Below are 19,093 nucleotides of genomic sequence, written 5' to 3'. Positions count from 1 at the left end.
GGGACTGCGGACTATCCTTCGCACGGCTTCGGGACGCCCGCGAACCGGATACGAAACACTCGTGCTGAGAGGGCGCGAGCGAGGGAATTCCGGTCAGGGGGCCGAGGCAGAGGATCAGCGGGCTCGCCCCGCCGTCAGAGCGTGGAGGTATTCGTGCAACGTGTCTACGGAAAGAGCTCCCTGACCGCCGGCATTCCCGTACGCAAGCCGCCTGTCACGCTGCCGGTGGTCACTGCACTCCCGGGACCGAACGCCCCGACCCCCCGCCGTCGCCGCACCATCGTCTGCCCCAACCTGACAGTTCAAGGCGAAGTGTGGGATCTCGAGACCGCCCGCGACCGAATGAGGGAAGTCCTGAAGGGAGATAAGGCAGACCTCCGCTGTGCAAAGCGCCCTGGGGTCCGGATGGCTGCCGACTGGGCGCTCGATGTCTGCCTCTCATCATGGTGCCGCGCCTGCCCCTGGGCAGCCGGAGACTGATCTCCGTCTCCGGCGAGCACTCCCCGTCAGCTGCTGAGCGAGCAGCGGAGTGACCTTCCGCGCGACAGCGCCGTCCGTCAGGGATAAAATTCCTAGTCCGAAATTCCTCGGTTTACAGTCCGCAGAGACTGTCAGCGCCGGAGCGCTCGCCGTGCCAGCCGCACAAGCGCTGCGCTCGCAAGGAGCATGCCCGCGACCGTGGCGGGACCAGCAGCGATCGCGCCGACCTGCGCAGGCGGGACCCCATCGCCGGCAAGCGCCCCATAGCTCCGCAGGTCACGCTCCCCGCGGAGCACCCCCTGCACCTGGCCGGACGCTCGGAGCGGAGCGAGGCTGGACGTCTCCCCAGCGATGATCGCGAGAGCGGGAAGCGCAGGGCCCGTTCTCAGGTTTGCCAGCCAGTTCGCTGCTGCCTGCTGCTCTCCGACCACGACAACGAGAGCGACCGGCCGATCCCCGATAGCAACGCGGTCGGCTGGGTCGAGGAGGCCGCCCAGTCGGCGGTCCCGCTGCCCCAGCCGCTGGCTTAGCTCGAGCGGGGTGACCGGCTCGGGCAGGCGTGCGCTCAGCGCGCCCGGCGCGAGGGCGCTCACCTGCTCCATGCGCTGACGGTCAGGAGCGACCACGATAAGAACAGCCCCGCGGCTTGCCGCATGGCGGACCACCGACGCTTCGAGCGGCGCAAGCGCACTGGCGCGTTCAGGGGGATAATCGAGCACGAGCAGCACCGGCTGACCGGGGCGAAGGCGGTCCACGGCGCTGAAAGCACGCACCACCTCGCTGCTCGGCAGCTCTTCGAAGGGAGGGGGAAGGAACAGCACGGCGCAGAGAAGGCCGGCTGCGAGAGCAAGCGCGGCCAGCGCTTGACCAAGCGGCGGCCGGACGAGGCGCTGCCGGTCCGGAGAAGCGGCTGTCTGAGGAGGAACCGATAGGCGCTGCGGCTGCGAACGGGAGTTTTTTCGCTCCTGCAAATCGGGCCCTGCCGGGGGAAGCAGTTCCGAAGCGCCCGCTGCGCCTGAGCAAGGAACGGCACTCGCGTTGACAACCGCGGCCGCCTCTTCGAGCGTGCGCGCTTCGTCAACCGCGTTCGGGCTGTCGAGCCACGCCGGCAAAGGGGGAGGGTCGCCGATGACGACGGCCGCGGGATCGAGCCAATCGGGCAGGGTCAGCTCGGCGCTGGGCGCAGACGAGTCCGTCACAAGGCGCGAGTTTAGGTATCACCACGGAGCGCTGCTAGCAGATAGCCGGCCTAGACGGGGAGGTTCAGGTACTCGGCCATTGCCTGCTGCAACTGTTGACGATCTTCCGGCAGGCCGAGATTCAAACCGTAGTGGTTAATGAAGCGCGGCATGATGGTCATCCACTCGTTCCAGCATTCTTGGCAGACTTGCTGTTGCACGAGCGCGCCGTACTTCCCCGGCGGCTTCGCCGCCAGCGCAGGCTTGGTTTGCAGGCAGCGCGAGCAGAGAACAAGCGTCACAACACGCTCCACACGGCGGGCGCGGCGAGGCGCCACCGATCGTTATCGTTATTGTACGTGCTTGGGGGAAACAGGCGCTCCGATGAGAACAGGCTGCCTTGTGCCGGTCCGGGTGTCCCTCTGCCCAGTGCCGCTGGCGCCAGTCCGACAGATGAGCGATAGAAAACTATGTGGATATGCGATACAGTGTGATAGACAGTCGACAGGCCATGACCAGTCGCGACAACGCCCGACAGCGACGGCCCGGAGGACGCGGTGAGAAGTGAGTCCGAGCTTGGCGTGTTTGGCGAAGGCGCCTGGGAGACGGCAACGTGGGACGAACGGGCGCGCGCTCTCGTCGGTCTCATCGCGCGGCAGCTTGCGGCTCGGGTCGAACTGTACGACGCGCGTGGCGAGCGGGTGGCAAGTGCCGGTCATGCAGCACTCTCTCCGGCGACCGTGATCCCGCTGCGCGGCAGGGAAGGCGTGATTGGGCAGCTGCAGGTGGAGCGGACCGCGCCGCTCAGCGCGGAGCAGCGCGCGCTGCTGGATGCTGCCGCACTCGCTGCGGCCGGGGTGCTGATCGAACGCGAAACTCAGGCGAGGCCGGATGCCGACGCGGCTGAGCAGATTTTGCGCACCCTCCTCGACCTGCTCGCTGCAGGGGTGATCTTCGTCCCTCGCGGAGACCGCCCAAGGATCGCGAACCGCGCGCTCGCCCGCGTTTGTGGCGATGCTCTTCCCCTCCTGCCGACAGGACGCCCCTCCACCGCGCCAAGCCTTCTCCACGCTGCCGCTCCCTATCGGCAGCTGACCCTCGGCGAAACACCTCTCCGCCAAGCGCTCGAGGAAGGGCGCGAGACACGCGATCTCGAGCTGATCCTCGACCCCGACCACCGCATTCTTCGCGTCTCGGCAGCGCCCGTTCGCGTCGGGGGAGAGATTGTTGGCGCGCTCGGTGTTCTGGTCGATATCACGGACGAGCATGACTTGCGCCGCGTGCTGCTCGAGTCGCTTGCCTGCGGAGTGCTTATCCACAGCGCTGACGGAGCGCTTCTCGCCGCGAATCAAGCGGCCGTGCGCATGGCAGGCGTGACGACCCCCGACGCTCTCGCCTATCACTTCGCGCAGTACGCCGAGCGCTGGCAGCCCCTGGGAAAGCCCCCCTGGGACGCTGTCCGGGGCGCCTCGCTTGCCGCCAGTGAAGCGACTATCGAATGTCTTACGGCTGACGGGCAGCCGCTGATGATCGATGCCTTCTCCCGCGCCCTCGTTCACCCTGACGGCAGCCTCAGCCAAATTGTCACCACACTCATCGAAACAACCGCCACCCGCCGCGCTCTTGAAGCACTCGAACAGTCAGAGCAGCGGTTCCTAGCACTCTTTCAGCACGCTGCAATCGGCATGGCGATCCTTGACGCCGCGGGAACGATCGTCGCGAGCAATGACCGCCTGTGCCGCTTTCTCGCGCGCGATCACGTTGCAGGCACCCCGTTTCTGTCGCTGATCGACCAAACAGTCCGGGAACAGCGGGTCGAGGAGATCGAGGCGGTGATCGCCGGGCGCGCCACGACGGCGAGCGGCGACCTCCGCTTTGTGAGTGAGCCGGGCATTGAGCGGTGGGGGCATGTCACGATAAGCAGAGCCCAGAAGAGGCCGCACGACCCCTCCTTCCTCCTCGCAACTGTTGCCGACATCTCAGAGCGGAAGGTCGCGGAGCGTCAGCTGACGGCGATCGGCCAAGCAGAGAAACTCCGTGCGCTCGGCCAGATGGCCAGCGGGGTCGCCCACGACCTAAATCAATATCTTGGCCTGATCTCGGGGCATGGCGAACTGGCACTGCGTGCCCTCGACGAGCCGACCCCCGACTTCACGCGGTTCCGCGAGTCGCTCGGCATCATCATCCAAGCGGCGCTCGACGGCGCGGATGTCGTCCGCCGGCTTCAAGCCTTTGCGCGCGCTCGGCCGGATACCGCGCCGATGGCGGCGATCGACCTCGCCGAATTGCTCCGCGAAGTCGCCAAGCTGACCGCGCCGCGCTGGCGAGACGCCTCTCAGCAGGAAGGACGGCCGATCGACCTCTACGTTGAAACCGCCGGCGACACCGTGATCGACGGCTGGGCGGAAAGCCTCCGCGAGGCATTCACCAATCTTGTCTTCAATGCGGTTGACGCCCTCCCTTCCGGCGGAACAATCCGCCTCGTCGCCGAACGGCGCGAGAACGAGGTGCACGTGGTCGTTGCCGATGACGGCATCGGGATGAGCGCTGAGGTCCAATCGCGGATCTTCGAGCCGTTCTTCACCACCAAAGGGGAACGCGGCTCGGGGCTCGGCTTATCTATCGTCTATACCACGGTCGAACGCCACGGAGGCCGCATCGCGGTCGACTCCGCGCCCGGACGGGGAACGGCGTTTCATCTCGTTTTCCCCGGCGCGCGCGGAGAAGGTGCCGCTCCCTCGCCGCGCCACGTCGCGGCGCCGCCGCAGTTCCTGCGGGTGCTTGCCGTCGATGACGACCCGGCACTGGCCCGAATGCTCGCGCTGATGCTGGAGAAAGAAGGGCATGACGTTCTCGTTGCGCATTCCGGGGAAGAGGCACTGCGTCTGCTGGAGCAGGGGCCGGCCGACCTCGTCATTACCGACCTCGGTCTCGGCACCGGCATGAACGGATGGGAACTGGCCGAGCGTCTCCGGCAGCAGTTCCCCCACGTCCGCATTGCGCTGGCAACTGGTTGGGGAGCCGAGATCGACCTGCGAGACGCGGCGCGCGCCGGCATCTGCGGGGTGTTGGCAAAGCCGTATCGGATCGCCGACCTCCGCCAGCTGCTCGCGACGCTGACCGGGTCTGAGGAGAGAGCTGCTTCCCACGAAGCGCCGGGAAGACCTCAGCAGGTCAAATCGCCGCCGCGAGCGAGCGCCGTTGACGGCACGTCCGGCGGCCACCCAAGATAGTCTGCGGCCGCGCGGCCGAGGATCCACGTTCGGTCTTCGTCTGAGAGAAAGGGCAGCGCGACCCGAAACAGATCAACCTCCTCGTGATAGGTCGCCCTCTTCCGGGCCAGCTGCTGCGTATGGTCGGAGCCGAAAAAGCAGCGCCGCGGGCCGAACGTCTCGATCACCGCGCGCACCAGGTCATGAACGTCGGGAAAGGGGTACCCGCGCTTCGACCGAGAGGGCAGCGTGGACAGCTTGACGGCGACGTTCGGAAAGCGTTCGAGGGCGAGCAGGGCTGGCAGGTTTGGATGGACGCTGCTGACATCGATCTGCGGCAGGCCGAGATGGTCGACGATCAGCTTAAGCGTGGGAAAGCGCTCAAGGATCGGGCGGAGCACTTCGACGTCCCCGGCGACGAAGACCGCGACCGGAACGCGGTAGCGCTCGCAGGCGTCCCAAAAGGGATCAAGCGCCCACTCATGGGGCCAAGTGGCGCGCTCCGCAGCGTGGAGGTGGATACGGATGCCGAGCATGCCGGGCTGAAGCCGCCAGCGGGCGACGCGCTGGTCGATGTCGGGCGCTTGGGCATCGATAAGGCCCATCACGGCAAACCGGTTCGGAAAGCGGGCGGCGACCTCGAGGGCATACCGATTGTCGCTGCCCATAATCCCCGGCGGAACGATGATGGCACGGTCGACGCCGGCAGCATCCATCAGGGGAAGAAAGTGTTCCGGGCCGAAGGGGAAGGGCAGGCTCGGCGTCCGGTCGGGGCGCCAAGGCCGGTCAGGCCGCTCGGCCTCCCAGAAGTGGATCTGCGTGTCGAGGATCACTTCGTCCCTCCCGAAGCGCGCGAGCGGCCGGCGCGCTCGGTAGTGCTATCATAGGCCGGCCGGGCCGATGCTCGGCAATAAGGAGAAGCGTGACGGGAGAAGAACGTCGCCGCCGCATCGTCTCTGTGCGCGATGTCGAGCATGCGGCGAAGAACGGCCGTTCCATTGTCGTTCCGCCCGGCGTTGTCGTCACTCCTGCGGCCCGCGAGCGCGCCGCTGAACTGAATGTCGTGATCCGCGTTCAGCGCGAGCGAGTGCCCCCGCTGGCGCTGACGCTTCCGCCTGCTTCTCCCGCGCATGATCTCGCCGAACCGCTCGCCGCCTTCATTCTCGCCGCGGCAGCACAGCCGCTGCCAGAAGAGGTCCTCGATCACGCTAAGCTGCTGCTGATCGACTCCCTCGCCGCTGGCTATGCCGGATTGCGCTGCGAGGCGGTGCGGGCGCTGGTCGACGCGCTCGCCGCACGCCGCGCTGCCGAACGGGGGCATCTTATCGGCCTACGCTACAAGCTTGCCCCTGCTGAAGCGGCGCTGGTGAACGCGGCGCTGATCCACGCCTTTGCCTTCGACCCCTGGTTTGCGCCGGGAGCGGTCGCTCCGCTGCCCGGCCCAGTCGCGGCGGCGCTTGCCGTCAGCGATGAACTCCGGCTTCGCGACCCGAAGCTGCTCCTCCCGGCCATCGCGATCGGGGTCGAAGTGGCATGCCGCATCGCTGCGGCAGCGACGTCAACCCCGCTGCTCTCGCGAACGGCGGCAGTCGCCGCCCTCGGCGGCGTCGCAACGGGGGCGGTGCTGTTTGCGCTTGATTTTGACGCGATCCTCTCTGCATTCGGATTGGCGCTCAGCCAAGCGCTCCTTCCGCCGGATGAGGGGGGCGACATGGGCCCCCTCGTGCCGGGGCTGGGCGCGCAGGCAGCGGTCCAAGCTGCTCGCCTTGCCGCCGGCGGCGTGCGGGGACCGCGCCGTTCGATCGAGGGGCCCGGCGGCTATGCCCACCTCGTCGAAGGGGGACATTTCGACCGCGAGGCTGTCCTTGAGGGACTTGGCGCTTCATGGCGGCTTGAGCAGGTCGCCATCCGGCCGTATCCTGTCGACCCTGCCGCCGCTGCTGCCATCGAGGCTGCCGTCCGGCTGGTCGCAAGACGCATCCCGGCCGAGCGGATCGCGCAAGTTGTGCTCGAGGGGAGCGCGCGTGTCGTGCGTCAGAGCGACCCTGCCCTCCGCCCCGCCCTCACAGGGCGCGAGCCGCCGCGCCGCCTCCCCTACCTTCTGGCGCGTACCCTCCGTGACGGCTGGATCGGCCTCGCCGCCCTCGAGATGACCGCGCCGGTCGAGCCGGAAGTGTGGGACCTGATGGAGCGGATTGAGCTGGCGGTCGCCCCCGACGTGCCGCCAGAGGCGATCACCCCGCTCCGGCTCCTTGCGCTTACCACCGACGGCGTGCTCCTCGAAGCTGTCGTGGAGGAGCCGCCGGGCGCGCTCACCGCCGAGATCACCCGAGAGCGAGTCCTTGCCAAGCTCGCCGACTGCTTCCGCTGGTCTGGGCAGCCTCGCTATCGGCGGCCGCTCCGCCTTGCCGATGCCGTCGATGCCCTCGACCGCGCCCAATCGCTCCAGTCATTTTGGTCGGCGGTCTCGCCGCAGGCCGCACTCTAACGAGGGAGCCCCGATGGCCTCGACATTCCTGCCCGACGCGAAGACGGTGGTCATGCCTGTCAGCCGCGCTTGGGTCAGCTTCGACTCCGACACCCCGCGCCTCGGCGATACCGATCGCCCGCCGCCGGCGTATCACATCGCGATGAGCTTCTTTGATGCGCTCGCTCTGCCGCGGATCGTCCGCGACGCTGATGGGCAATACCGCGCAGATTTTGAGCAGATGGTGGGGTTCCTTGCTGAGCGGTGGGAGTCCAACGCCGATGCGACCGAGTGGACGGTGCAGCTTCGCCGCGGCGTCATCAGCCACTTCGGGAATGAACTAACGGCCGACGACGTCAAGTGGAGCTGGGACCGCGCCTATGCCCTGCGCGGAGTGGGGCTGTGGCGCAGCCGTGTTGTTGGCGGGCTGCCCAGCAGCGACGGCGTCATCGCCGCCGACCGCTACACCGTCGTCTTCCGGCTGCCGGCGCCGAAGCCGAGTTGGCCGAAGTTTTGGGCGTTCGCGACCAACTGCATTTTTGACGCGACCGAAGCGCGGCGTCACGCCTCCGAGTCCGACCCCTGGGCGAGCGACTTCCTCGCCCGGACGCCGTGCGGGTTCGGCCCCTTCCGTCTCGAGCGACAGGATGCGCACGAACTGGTCGGGGTGGCGCGGGATGACTACTGGGGGGGACGCCCGGGCATCGACCGGATCGTCTACGCCGCTGTCGCCAGCCGCGAGGAGGCAATCGCCCAGTTTGAAGCGGGCGCCGTGAACCTTATCGCCGGCCTCTACCCCGCAGAGTTCCGGCGACTCGAGCGTCTTCCTGGCGTCGTTCCGGTCATCGCTAAAACAAACCACGCCCAGATCGATATCGATTGGAAATCGCCGCCGCTTGACAACCAGCGCCTGCGTCAGGCGATCCTGACCGCTATCCCCTACGAGCGCATTCTTCGCGAGGTGTATGACGGGCTCGCGCGCCCGAGCCGAGGACCGGTCCTCGACATCGCCGGCGACTACGCGCCGGACGACTGGCCGTATGCCTATGACCCCGAGCGAGCGCGAGCGCTGGTGCGCGAAGCGGGCGCGGAAGGCACGGAGATCGAGTTCGCTGTCGGAGACGACCCCGAGAGCCGGCAGCTCGCGGCCATTGTCGTCGACGCCCTCACTGCTATCGGCCTCCGGGTCACCCTCATCCCGCAGGCAAGCGTTCCCCCCGGCCAGATGAAGCCGCTCTGGCTCATTCCCGAAACAAGCCACGGGATCGCCGAGCCGCACTACAACATCGCGCATGAATATGACCCGCCGCGGGGGATGCACGGCGGACGCTACATCCGCGACAAAACGATCGTCGACCGGCTGAGAGCGATCAACGACCATCCGGACCCTGCCGCAAAATCCGCCGAGTACAAGCGGCTCGTGCGCGACCTCGTCCTTCTGGCGCCGAAGGTGTTTCTTGCCAATCTGACATTTCTGCTGTGCTACCGCGACACGATCGACCCGTGGCTGACCTCGGGCAAGTACGCAGGCTACAACAATCTGCTCTGGGCTGCCGGCCGGTCGATCCTGCCGCCGCGAGCGAGCGTCTCCCACGCGAGCTAGCGGCGCGCTGCCAAATATTCCTCGAGTGTCAGATTGCGCGAGGCGATGTCGTATGCCAACTCGCCGACGTAGCGATACTGCCACGGCCTCCCCTTGACGCCGAGAACGGCCTCTTTCCCCGGTGGAGCGCTCTGGAGAAAGCCGTACTTGGGCGCGTTCGCGAGCAGCCACCGCCCCTCGGGGCTGTCATTGAAGCGGTCGTCAAGCTGGAGCCCCTGGGAGGGGCTGACGAAATCGACGACGGTGCCGAGCTGATGTTCGTCGAAGCCCGGCTTCGGCCGAAGCCGCTCCGCTCCGGACTGCCCGTGCTGTGCCACCAGCTTGGCGAAGCTGTCGCGCTGCTCTGCGGGCGACAGGTACCCCTCGGCGACGACCGGCTCCAACCCTGCAGCGCGCATCCCCTCGACGAGGCGACGAAACGCATCGAGCGCAATCCGGCGCAGCCGAACGTTCGCCTTCGTGGTCCTGACAAGCCCATCGATCGGTACCAAATCGGCGGGCACGTAGGACTCCGGCACGCCTTGCCGCGGCGACACGACGTATAAGAGAGAGTCGGGGCTGCTGTAGGCCGGCGGAGGCGGGGTGGGAGTGGCGCTCGGCCGCGAACTCTGCGCCGCTCCCGTGAGCGCGGTTCCGCCGGTGACCGCACCAGCGCCCGACACCGCGCCGGAGCCAGTGATCGCGGCGCTGCCAGTGAGAGCGCGGCTGACAGCAGCGGCGCCCCCAAGCGAGGTGAACGGGGTGATGACCACCGGCGGCGGCAGCGCGGCTACGACGGGCAGCGTTGGCGTAGGCGGAGTTGCGGTTGCCGGCGGCTCGAGCGCGACGGTGGCGGCAGGCAGGAACGTGTCGAGAGGCCCGGGACGTCCCGGTGCAGAGCGGGCTCCAACCGCCGTGGCGGCGGCAAGCATGCCGATGACGAGGGCGGTAAGCAGCGTCGCCGCGAGCGGCGGGCGGGGTGGCTTCCCGACCCAGCCGCGCAGCTGGCGGAGGGGGAGAGCGAGGGGAGCACGGCGGGGCTGCGCATCCTGCGCTGCGGCTCCAGGGGAAGCAGCAGCGAACGGCCGAAGTGCGTCAGCCGCCGCCTCCGCCGAGGGGAAGCGCGCCTCCGGGAGCGGATGGAGGAGGCGCAGGACGACGGGGTCGAGCGCCGCCGGAACGCCGGCACGCACCGCCGACGGGGGCGCGAGCGGCGCCGCCGGAAGAACTCCTGTCACCAGCTGATAGAGAACGACCCCGAGGGCGTAGCAGTCGGCGGCGGCGGTGATGGGCGCGCCGGCGGCGCACTCCGGGCTGAGATACGGGCAGGCGGGAGAAGGCGCGGCGCCGAGCCAGCGGGCGAGTGCGGCGTCCATGATGCCGAGCGTCCCATCTTCGCGCAGGGCGAGGTTGGCAGGGCGGAGGTCGCCGTGCACTATCCCACGGCGGTGGAGGTGGGCGACCGCCTCGAATGCGCCGACGATCGCCCTGACGGCGGCGGCAGGCTCCAGCGCTAGGAAGTCGATGCGGTCGAGGGGCGTTCCGCGTTCGAGGCGCGTCACGAGAAAGGGCTGGCCGTCTTCGACGCCCCAGTCCACGACCGAATCCAGCGCCGGGTGATCGAGCGCCGCAAGCGACCCCGCGAAGGTATCCAGCCGCGCTCGGAACTGGGGGTCGGCAGCCAGCCGGCCATCGAGCAGGCGGAGGGCGACTTCGGCAGTGTCGCCGATCAAGCTCGCGCGGTAGACGCTCCCATGCCTCCCGGCGCCGATCAGATGATGCAACTGATAGCGTCCAACCTGTATGCTGCGGGCGATCAGCACTGCCTCCACTGCGCGTCGGTCGCGCGCCTCGTACTATGCCGTCCGCGCACGTTGGCCGCAAGAAGAATGAGAGGGAAAGAGGGCAAGCGGGCCGCCGGCGTTTCTCCCGGGAGCATTGCGCGCGATGGCAGAAGGCGAGCCCAGGCGCCGCCAGCAGCCGCACAACGCTGCTATTGTTAACCGCAAGAGCGGACGAGGGTCTCCGGAGGGCGGAGCGACGGGTCGTTCGCTGCGGGAGGAGTGATGTACGGTGCGCTGGTTCAGTTCCCCGCCGAGGCGCCGCTGACGTACGAGGAGTGTCGGGCGCGCTGGGAGGCGATCGCCCCTGTCTTTGAAAAAGAGCCCGGGTTCATTCACAAGGCGTTTCTCCGCAGCCCGGACGGCAGCACCTGGGGCGGCTTCTATATCTGGGAAAGCCGAGAAGCGGCGGAAGCGTATTACACCGAGGAGTGGCGCCAGCGGATGGCAGCGCGGTACGGCAAGGAGCCGAGCGTCACCTATTTCGAGGTGCCAGCTGTCTCTGGCGCGAGCGCGCGTCCCGCTCTCGCCTCCTCCTAAGCCGCGCTTCAGGCGCGCCGCCGTCAGCGGCAGGAACGCGCTAGACCCCGACCCCCTGCACCAAGAGCAAGGTAACCGCAAAAAAAACGCACACCCCCAGCCCGATCAGCGCCACAGCCGCGAGCTGGACATAGGCGAGGACGAGCCCGGCAACGGCGAGCTCGCGGCCGCGTAGAGGAGGCTGGTGAGCGGCGATCTCGCGCAGGGCGAGGTGACCGCAGACCAAGGCAACGACTGCTCCCACAATCGGCACGATGAGCCAACAGGCGATCCCGGCCGCGAGCGCGGCGACGGCAAGGGTGGAGGTCGGCGGGGCCGCGCGCCTCGGCCGCTCTGGCGGAGCGCGAAGCACGCGAGGGGGCGGCACGCGCTCCTCGGTCGGCAGGGCGAAGGTCGCCGGGTCGGCTGCCGGCGGGCGGCCGCACACTCGGCATGTTACCGCCTCAGGCGGATTGGTCGCCCCGCAGCTTCGGCAGGTCATGGTGAGCACGACTGGAGAAAGGCGAGCGTGCGGGCCGGGATCTCGGCAGCCGGGATCAGCTCGACCGGGCAGGGAAGGGACCGCCGAAAAGCGGCGCCGTACGCCTTCGTGCAGATGCGGCGGTCCAAGACGATAGCGACTCCCCGGTCGTGTTTGCTCCGAATCAGCCGGCCGAAGCCTTGGCGGAAGCGCAAGATCGCGTGGGGGACGGCAAATTCGGTAAAGCCGTCGGCAAAACTCTCCTGACGGGCCGCAAAGAGCGGGTCGCTCGGCACGCCGAACGGCAGCCGCGCAATGACGAGAACGCTGAGGGCATCGCCGGGAATGTCGATCCCCTCCCAGAACGAGGCAGTCCCTAAGATCACGGTTCGCGGATGTTCTCGCAGCGTGTTGAGCAGCTGGGTGCGCGCGCCGTCGACATTCTGGCCGAGCACCACGATGTTCTCCTTCTCGAGCGCGGGGCGGACCAAGCTGCGGATGCGGCGCAGCGCGGCATTTGAGGTGAATAACGCCAGCATCCGGCCTTCGGAGGCGATTGCGGTCCGCACGAGAACGTCCGCGACAGCGGTATCGTAGCCGCGCTGGTTCGGCTCGGGAAACTCCGGGTCACTTGGGACCAGAACCCGGGCACGCTCGGCGAAGTTGAACGGCGAGCCGAGCTGCACCTCTGTGGCGCGGTCGAGCCCAAGCCGCTGCCGGAGAAAGGCGAAGCTGTTGTCTGCGCTGAGCGTGGCGCTGGTGAGAACGACGCTCTCCCGCTTTGCAAACAGCTTGTTTGCCAGCAGTTCCGCCACCTCGAGCGGCGCGGCGCACAGTACCTGCTCTCCCGCCGCCGTCTCGACCCATGTTACAAGCGCGGGGTCGCTCGCAGGGATAATCCGGCTGAGCCGATCGTTCAGCTCAGCATTGAGGCGAAGTTGCGCCATCACCTCGAGCAGGAGGTCGGCAAACGGGTCTTCCTTTCCCGCGCTCAGCGGAGCGAGCACCGCCTGCAGGCGGCTGAGCGCGCCGCCGAGGCCGCGCAGTTCGCGGGCGAGCGGCTCCCAGGCTGCAACCACCTCCTGCCAGCGCGGGTCAGCGCGGGCGCTCTCCGTCAGCCGGCGGCGCGTATCGCCGTCCTCGCCCGGCGTTTTGGCAAACGCTGCGACGGCGGCCGCCAGCGCCTCAACGGAGGCGCGGCAGGTGTCTGCCCGTTCGCTCAGTTCGGCGATGAGGGTCGCAACCCCAGCCGCGATCGAGGGAGGGGGCGCGGCGGCGCGCACTGCTGCCGGTACCGTGGCAGCAAGCCCCAGCCAGCGGTCGCGGCCGCGCCGCTCGGCCACGCTGTCGAGGTGGCGGAGGAGGTCGCGCCGCGAAACGGCGAAGCCGAACTGGCGTGTCGCCTCGTCTTCGAGATGATGCGCTTCGTCGATGATGAGATGGCTGGCGGGCGGAAGGATGCTGCCGTTGGCCTCGAGGTCAGAGAGAAGCAGGGCATGATTGACAACGATGAGATGGGCGTGCTCGGCGTGCCGCCGGGCGCGGTACAGGAAGCAGGTACCCCGCTTCTGAAAAGTGCACGTCCCGATGAGGCAGTCGTCGGTCTGAGCCGAGATCCGGCTCCAGACGCTCTGTTCTCCCGGCGAGAGATTCAGCTCGGCGCGGTCGCCCGTTGGGGTTTGGGGCAGCCAGACGAGAATTCGGCAGAGCACCTTCACTTCGTCGAGAGTGAGCGCAGCCTGAGCGCGCCGCAACTCTCCCCACCGCCGCAGGCAGAGATAGTTCGTCCTCCCTTTCACGACCGCGGTCTGGAGCCGCCGGACCGGCCCTCCGCTCCGCCGGTCACGCTCGGCGAGGAGCGCCTCAACCCGCGGGATATCTTGCTTCACGAGCTGGTCCTGCAAGGTCAAGGTTTTCGTCGAAACGACCACCTGTCCCCCGTTCCGGATGGCCCACTCGGCGCTCGGGAGCAGATAGGCGAGCGATTTGCCGGTGCCGGTCCCAGCCTCGACAATGAGACGACCGCCGTTCTCCAAGACGGCGCTGACCGACTGGAGCATCGCGATCTGTTCGGGACGATACTCCAGCGCCGTTCCTGCGGGAGCGCGCTGAGGGTCGAGCACCTCGGAAAGAGGTTCCTTATCCGCAGGACCCGGCATCGGCTCGATCGGCGCGTCGCGCTCTCCGCGGCTGAGGAAGTCGACATTCGTCAGATCGAGCGCGCCCTTGCTTTCCAGCACTGCCGCCAAGGAGACCCCCTGCTGGTCGCGGCGGCGCTCGCGCTCGAGATCCTGAAAAACAAGCCGCAGCGGCCATTCTGTCAGGCGGGTCAACTGGACGATCTCGCTCAGGGTTCGAAGATCAAGCTGTGCCCCGATCTCGAGGAGAGCGAGAAAGACCTCTTTTGCGACAAGCGCGTCGGGCAGGGCGCGATGCGCTTTCGGGATAGGAATGCCGAGCCGACCGGCGATGGCCGAGAGTGAGTAGCTCGGCAGGTCGGGCAGCAGGATGCTCGCCAGCTCAAAGGTGTCAAAGACGGGATTGGACAGCGCGAGACCGTGACGCGCCAGGATCGCAACGTCGCGCGGCGCGCTCTGCCCGACGAGGGGAGCAGCGCCGACGAACTGAACGAAGCGCTCCCTCACCTCAGCGAAGGACGGAGCGCGCGCGAGGTCACCTCGGCGCAGCCCTGTCATGCGCTCGACATGCAGCGGGAGGGCGACCGTCGGGCGGACAAGCGTCTGAAAGCGGCCGAATTCGCGACGGCGGTCGAACTTGACAGCGGCGATTTCGATGATCTCGTCGCGAGTGTCAAGCCCAGTCAGCTCAAGGTCAAACGCGACGTAGATCTGGCTCACCTGCCACCGGGGTAAAACAATTCTAGGGGGCTCCTTCGCGGCACGTCAACGAGCGCAGCCGGCTACAAGGCACGTCAACGAGCGCAGCCGGCTACAATGGCGCTGCCGACTTGAGACTGATCGTGATGGAGGCGCTCATGCTGCGCGGCTATGCCGATACCTCGCTGGGCCAGGTGCACTATCTCGAGCAGGGGAGCGGTGAGCCGCTGGTCCTCCTCCACCAGACCGCCGACTCCAGCAGGATGTACACGGAGGTGTTCCCCTGCCTCGCGGAGCGGTTTCGCGTGATCGCCCCCGACACCCCGGGGTTTGGGGATTCAGACAAACCGAGCGAGCCTCCCGGGATCGAGGGCTATGCCCGCGCCCTTGCGGAGTTCCTCGACAGTCTCGGCATCCCCCGCACCCACCTTCTGGGGCATCACACCGGCGCCTCTATCGCGGTCGAGTTCGCGGCGACCTATCCCGACCGCGTGATCAAGCTCGTGCTTTCGGGGTGCCCCGACTACGATCCTGAAGTGCGGCCGCAGAAGATCGCGACCAGCGCTCAGCCGGCACCGATTGAGGCGGATGGGTCGCATCTCCTTCGCGCTTGGCAGCGCGTCTCGGCAGGCATGAAAGAGTGGGCAACCCTCGAGCAGATCCACCGTTCGGTCGTCGACACCCTGAAGGCGGGGCCGAACTTCTACTTCGCCTATCTCGCGGTTTTCACCCAAGACGTCCGCACCCGCATCCCCCGCATCACCGCGCCGACCCTGCTGATGAGCGGCGAGACCGACCTGTTCGTTGACCGCCAAGAGCAGTTGCGCCCGCTGTTCAAGCAGGCGGAAACGTACGTCTTCCGCGGCGCCGGCGCGCTGACGATGATGCAGCGGCCGGAAGAATTCTGCCGCGTTGTAACCGACTTTCTCACGCGCTGACCGCGGGAACACACCCCTGCCGCGGGAGGGAGCAGCACTCGCGTGCGCCATGTCCTCCTTTTCGGGGGCGGCCAGCAGGCGAGTGCGGCGCGCCGGAGGCGCTCAGCGGCGCGCCGGTTCGATCTCTTCCTTGAGCAGGTTGGCCGCGCTTTCGAGGTCGCCGCCGACAAAGCAGGCGAACGCAAGGTCGAGCGTTCGAAGGAGATGGAGGAGGTCGGCAAGGCGCGCTCGAAAGGCATCGCCTTCAGCGTCGTGGCTCACATCGCGAACGAGGGCTTCGACCTCGCGCAGCGTCGGGTCGAACTCGCGCCGCTTCCGCTCCGCGAGGATGATCTGGAAAATCTTATGGATATCGGTGATCGACGCGAAATACTCCCGCCGTTCGCCCGGCTTGTGAAACCGCCGCACCAGCCCCCAATCGACGAGATTCCGGAGCGTTACCGAGACGTTGCCGCGGCTGACCTGAAGCCGCTCCACGATCTCCTCGGCGCTCCATTCCCGGCCGGTGACGAAGAGCAGCCCATGGACCTGCCCCATGGTCTTATTGATGCCCCACGCTTGGGCCATCTCGCCCCAGTGCAGGATGAAGCGGTCCTCAGCCTCCTGAACTGTGAGAGAACGTTCAGCCATCTTCGAAACCTCGAAAAGGAGACTAGGACGGCGTCGGCCCTGTCGTCAAGCGCTCGGAACAGTATCCTCCCGGAAGGAGAGCGAGATGATTGTTCAGCACCTTGGCGATGAGGTCCGCCTTATCTTCCAGCATGACCATGCGCTCCACTGCGGGGAACTCGCCGCGGCGTGGGGAGCGCCGCCGTTTCAAGCGGTTCCCATGCCTGCCGTTACGGCAGCGCGCCTTCACGATGCAGGGTGGCAGCCGTGGGATGCCGCGCCGCAGATCGACAGCGCGACCGGGCTTCCCTATCGGTTCTACCAGATGCCGGTCGGGGCGCACCTTGCGATCTTTCGGCGCGGGATCGCCATCGCGGCCGAGGCAGGCGACCTTCCCGGGATGCTCGTCAGCCTCCATGCCGAAGGGCTGTATAACGGCCGCTTCGGCCTAGTGCCGGGCATCGGCAGAAAAGAACTCGCGAGCGAGGAAGATGAGCGCGCCGTGATTCAGTTTCTCGGAGAGCAGGCGCGGCTTCGCGACCGGCTCCGCGAACGCTTGGGCATTTCTGCCATCGACCCCGAACTGTGGAGGCTGTATCGGCTTCTCCAAGTGTGGGATATCCTCTCGCTCTCTTCGCTCGCTGCCGCTCCGCGCCCGCAGCAGCTGCCGCCGGCGCCGGCGGAGGACGGCGAGCGCGACATCATGCTTTATCCGCTCGCGCCGGGACTGTTTTCGCTCGCGCCGTGGCCGTTCCGAGGGGATTCTCTCGAAACCTGCGTCCCCGCGCGGCGCGTCCCCGCCGCGCAGTACACCGCCGAGACGATCGCCGCAGCCCTCGAACGAGCGATGAAGGAGACGCTCCTGCTCCGCTACATTCCGGGGGCGTAGTCCGCTCGTCTCCCTCCGGCGCCTCACCGCGGATCCTTCGCCCGCTCAAACTGGCTGCCAGCGGAAGGCGGCGCCGTTGTAGACCGCCTGACCGAACGGCGTCGGATGGTGATAGGAGATGAGCAGCAGCCGGTCAGCTGCTGCCTGCTCGAGGACACGCACTCGTGTGCGGTAGGCGAGGACGGGATCGGTGTCGAATTCGCTGTTCCAGTTCAGCTTCTCGAAGTGCAGCGGATGATGAGAGATATCGCCGGTGAAGAGAGCGGCATCAGCCCCATCGGTGATCAGCACGCTGCAATGCCCCGGCGTATGCCCGGGTGTCGGCACGAGCCGAATGCCTGGCGCGATCTCCGCCTCCCCCTCAACCAGCTCTAACTGGCCGGACGCCGCAATGACGGGCAGCTGCACGCGAACGGCGGCGGCCGCGTTCAGCTGGGCCGGTTCAGTCCAGTGTCGGAACTCGGTCTCCGACATCCAATAGCGAGCGTTGGGAAAGGTGGTGCGCCGGCCTCGCTCCTCCTCGATCGTCGCCCACCCAATGTGATCGCCGTGGGCATGACTGATGATGACATCCGTCACCTCGTCGGGACGTATCCCCGCGGCGGCAAGCTCGAGCAGGAGCGTGCCGGGCGCAGGCCGGAGCGGAGAGTGGAGACCCAAGCCGGTATCAACCACAATCAGGCGTCCGCTCCCCCGGATGACGAGCGACCGCATCGGCAGGAGCGCTTGCCCGCTCTCGTCGCGGGAATGCAGCAGCGGCGCGCTCTGCGCAAGCGGAACGCCCTTGAACAGCCGCTCCGGACCGATCCGAAGCGTGCCGTCCGAGACGGTCAGCAGGGTCTTGCTGCCGAGCGGGCGCGCGCGCGGGTCGGCCATGCCTCCTCCCTTCTCCTTGGCTCCCTGCCCTCGACGGGCTCGTGCCAATCGAGTACGATACGGTTGCGCATCTCTCGCAGTATCCCCTTGCTGTTAGGCACTATCGGCTGAGACGGGCAATGGGTGAATTCGGAGGCGAAATGACGTACGTCATTACGGAGAACTGTATCGACACTCTCGACAAGTCCTGTCTCGAAGTGTGTCCGGTTGATTGTATCTACTACGAAGAGGGGGTCGATCGGCAGCTGTATATCCACCCGGAAGAATGTATCGACTGCGGCGCCTGCGAGCCGGCCTGCCCCGTGACGGCGATCTTCGCTGAGGATGAAGTTCCCGAAGATCAGCGGCAGTTTATTGAGATCAATGCCCTCTACTTCACCGACCGGGAAGCCGCTCGCGCCCGAACGAACGCGATCAAGCCCGTGAGCACCGTGTAGCCCGCATCGCCGCTGCCGAGCGCCGGCGCCGTCCGCGAGGGCGGCGCTTTCCAATTGCAGCGCTCAGCAGCGCGCCGGCGCTCCTGCCTGATGTGCATGAAGAGGAGAAGGAACGCTGCTCAAGCGCGGGACGATTGCGCGTTGTCATGATCGGGAAGAGCGGCGCGCAGGCCGAGCGCGTGGTCGGGCGTCCCACGCTCGGCGCCCTCGCCGTGGGATTGCCTGAGGCGCAGGCGACCCCCCTGCAGCCGCGGGCAACGGATCCTAGACGCACCGAGGGCGTGCTCACGCCTCCGTGCCGAGCGCAGGCGGCCCTCGCCTGTCGAGGCACGGCTCGGTGGCTGCACTCTCCTTCTGCGCCGCCGCCGCGGCTGCGAGTAGCGCGCGAGTTCGCCCTGCGCGGCGTCGTATCTCCTCCTCGGCGCTTCTCCCGCGTCGATGGCTGCGGAAGCGAACGACGGGCTGGGGCGCGCAGGCCGCTCATCCTTGCGGCCAACCATTGGCGGTATCCCGATACCCCGCTCATGCTGACGTCGCTCTCTCCAGCCCTCCGGTGCACGACCGCGATTGCGCCGGCTGCCGGCCCGATTGGTACGGCTTGGCGCAACTGCGGGGCGATCCTGTCCGGCAATGCCTCTCCGGTCAGGCGCAGGCGCGCGCCGAGGCGTACCCTCGCTCGTCTCGAGGCTCTCTTCGCGGCGGGATTTGCGGAAGGCGCGCTGACGGTCGGCCGCCCGATGCGGCCGT

General features: G+C 67.5%; 16 protein-coding genes. 8 read left to right on the top strand and 8 right to left on the bottom strand.

Translation table 11 applies throughout. The features are described from left to right. Nucleotides 1-153: 153 nt before the first annotated feature. Nucleotides 154-480, top strand: a complete 327-nt coding sequence (locus tag NZ773_04380; protein ID MCS6801165.1) for a hypothetical protein — start codon at nucleotides 154-156, stop codon at nucleotides 478-480. A gap of 131 nt (nucleotides 481-611) precedes the next feature. Here NZ773_04380 and NZ773_04375 read toward each other — a convergent pair whose 3' ends face one another. Together NZ773_04375 and NZ773_04370 are read right to left on the bottom strand one after the other, a co-directional pair. After that, nucleotides 612-1,679: a hypothetical protein gene (locus NZ773_04375; protein MCS6801164.1), complete on the bottom strand. Its 1,068-nt coding sequence runs from the start codon at nucleotides 1,677-1,679 to the stop codon at nucleotides 612-614. Nucleotides 1,680-1,729: 50 nt separating this feature from the next. Further along, nucleotides 1,730-1,960: a Fe(2+)-trafficking protein gene (locus tag NZ773_04370; protein ID MCS6801163.1), complete on the bottom strand. Its 231-nt coding sequence runs from the start codon at nucleotides 1,958-1,960 to the stop codon at nucleotides 1,730-1,732. Nucleotides 1,961-2,215: 255 nt separating this feature from the next. Between NZ773_04370 and NZ773_04365 the strand changes: the two genes are divergently transcribed. Next, nucleotides 2,216-4,891, top strand: a complete 2,676-nt coding sequence (locus NZ773_04365; GenBank protein MCS6801162.1) for an ATP-binding protein — start codon at nucleotides 2,216-2,218, stop codon at nucleotides 4,889-4,891. Here NZ773_04365 and NZ773_04360 read toward each other — a convergent pair. Further along, complete coding sequence (locus NZ773_04360; protein ID MCS6801161.1) at nucleotides 4,825-5,703, bottom strand: amidohydrolase; 879 nt, start codon at nucleotides 5,701-5,703, stop codon at nucleotides 4,825-4,827. The two genes, NZ773_04365 and NZ773_04360, sit on opposite strands and share 67 nt — an antisense overlap. 89 nt (nucleotides 5,704-5,792) lie before the next feature. Between NZ773_04360 and NZ773_04355 the strand changes: the two genes are divergently transcribed. Further along, a complete protein-coding gene (locus tag NZ773_04355; GenBank protein ID MCS6801160.1) occupies nucleotides 5,793-7,358 on the top strand; it encodes an MmgE/PrpD family protein in 1,566 nt (521 codons plus the stop codon). Between the two features lie 13 nt (nucleotides 7,359-7,371). Beyond that, entirely contained in the window at nucleotides 7,372-8,940 is a 1,569-nt protein-coding gene (locus NZ773_04350; GenBank protein MCS6801159.1) for an ABC transporter substrate-binding protein, read from the top strand. Here NZ773_04350 and NZ773_04345 read toward each other — a convergent pair. Then, a complete protein-coding gene (locus NZ773_04345) occupies nucleotides 8,937-10,742 on the bottom strand; it encodes a D-alanyl-D-alanine carboxypeptidase family protein (GenBank protein MCS6801158.1) in 1,806 nt (601 codons plus the stop codon). The two genes, NZ773_04350 and NZ773_04345, sit on opposite strands and share 4 nt — an antisense overlap. A gap of 243 nt (nucleotides 10,743-10,985) precedes the next feature. On the opposite strand from NZ773_04345, the gene NZ773_04340 reads away from it, so the two are divergent. Then, nucleotides 10,986-11,300 (top strand): YdhR family protein, encoded by a 315-nt coding sequence (locus NZ773_04340; protein MCS6801157.1) that lies wholly within the window; start codon nucleotides 10,986-10,988, stop codon nucleotides 11,298-11,300. A gap of 40 nt (nucleotides 11,301-11,340) precedes the next feature. Here the strand turns inward: NZ773_04340 and NZ773_04335 are convergent, their stop codons facing one another. Both NZ773_04335 and NZ773_04330 read right to left on the bottom strand, forming a co-directional pair. Then, on the bottom strand, nucleotides 11,341-11,781 hold the full coding sequence (locus tag NZ773_04335; protein ID MCS6801156.1) for a DUF4190 domain-containing protein: 441 nt from the start codon (nucleotides 11,779-11,781) through the stop codon (nucleotides 11,341-11,343). Next, a complete protein-coding gene (locus NZ773_04330) occupies nucleotides 11,778-14,618 on the bottom strand; it encodes an exonuclease domain-containing protein (protein ID MCS6801155.1) in 2,841 nt (946 codons plus the stop codon). The genes NZ773_04335 and NZ773_04330 overlap by 4 nt, the downstream gene beginning before the upstream one ends. A gap of 110 nt (nucleotides 14,619-14,728) precedes the next feature. Here NZ773_04330 and NZ773_04325 point away from each other — a divergent pair, with 110 nt between their 5' ends. After that, nucleotides 14,729-15,535, top strand: coding sequence for an alpha/beta hydrolase (locus NZ773_04325; protein MCS6801154.1), 807 nt, complete (start codon nucleotides 14,729-14,731; stop codon nucleotides 15,533-15,535). A gap of 102 nt (nucleotides 15,536-15,637) precedes the next feature. Here NZ773_04325 and NZ773_04320 read toward each other — a convergent pair whose 3' ends face one another. Next, nucleotides 15,638-16,165: a MarR family transcriptional regulator gene (locus tag NZ773_04320; protein MCS6801153.1), complete on the bottom strand. Its 528-nt coding sequence runs from the start codon at nucleotides 16,163-16,165 to the stop codon at nucleotides 15,638-15,640. 85 nt (nucleotides 16,166-16,250) lie between these two features. Here NZ773_04320 and NZ773_04315 point away from each other — a divergent pair, with 85 nt between their 5' ends. Continuing rightward, nucleotides 16,251-17,033 (top strand): DUF3891 family protein, encoded by a 783-nt coding sequence (locus NZ773_04315; protein ID MCS6801152.1) that lies wholly within the window; start codon nucleotides 16,251-16,253, stop codon nucleotides 17,031-17,033. Between the two features lie 45 nt (nucleotides 17,034-17,078). Here the strand turns inward: NZ773_04315 and NZ773_04310 are convergent, their stop codons facing one another. Further along, entirely contained in the window at nucleotides 17,079-17,909 is an 831-nt protein-coding gene (locus tag NZ773_04310) for an MBL fold metallo-hydrolase (protein MCS6801151.1), read from the bottom strand. 140 nt (nucleotides 17,910-18,049) lie between these two features. Between NZ773_04310 and NZ773_04305 the strand changes: the two genes are divergently transcribed. Further along, nucleotides 18,050-18,346, top strand: coding sequence for a ferredoxin family protein (locus tag NZ773_04305; protein MCS6801150.1), 297 nt, complete (start codon nucleotides 18,050-18,052; stop codon nucleotides 18,344-18,346). The last annotated feature ends 747 nt before the right edge of the window (nucleotides 18,347-19,093 follow it).

The organism is Dehalococcoidia bacterium (assembly GCA_025054935.1).
In the GTDB taxonomy this organism is placed as follows: Bacteria; Chloroflexota; Dehalococcoidia; order SpSt-223; family SpSt-223; genus JANWZD01.
The sequence above is the reverse complement of the archived record's forward strand: the minus strand, read 5'-3'. Positions and strand labels throughout refer to the sequence as shown.

Coding starts and splice junctions, on each gene's coding strand:
- NZ773_04350 (MCS6801159.1), top strand. CDS start 7,372: ATGGCCTCGACATTCCTGCCCGACGCGAAGACGGTGGTCATGCCTGTC.
- NZ773_04340 (MCS6801157.1), top strand. CDS start 10,986: ATGTACGGTGCGCTGGTTCAGTTCCCCGCCGAGGCGCCGCTGACGTAC.
- NZ773_04335 (MCS6801156.1), bottom strand. CDS start 11,781: ATGACCTGCCGAAGCTGCGGGGCGACCAATCCGCCTGAGGCGGTAACA.
- NZ773_04320 (MCS6801153.1), bottom strand. CDS start 16,165: ATGGCTGAACGTTCTCTCACAGTTCAGGAGGCTGAGGACCGCTTCATC.
- NZ773_04315 (MCS6801152.1), top strand. CDS start 16,251: ATGATTGTTCAGCACCTTGGCGATGAGGTCCGCCTTATCTTCCAGCAT.
- NZ773_04310 (MCS6801151.1), bottom strand. CDS start 17,909: ATGGCCGACCCGCGCGCGCGCCCGCTCGGCAGCAAGACCCTGCTGACC.
- NZ773_04305 (MCS6801150.1), top strand. CDS start 18,050: ATGACGTACGTCATTACGGAGAACTGTATCGACACTCTCGACAAGTCC.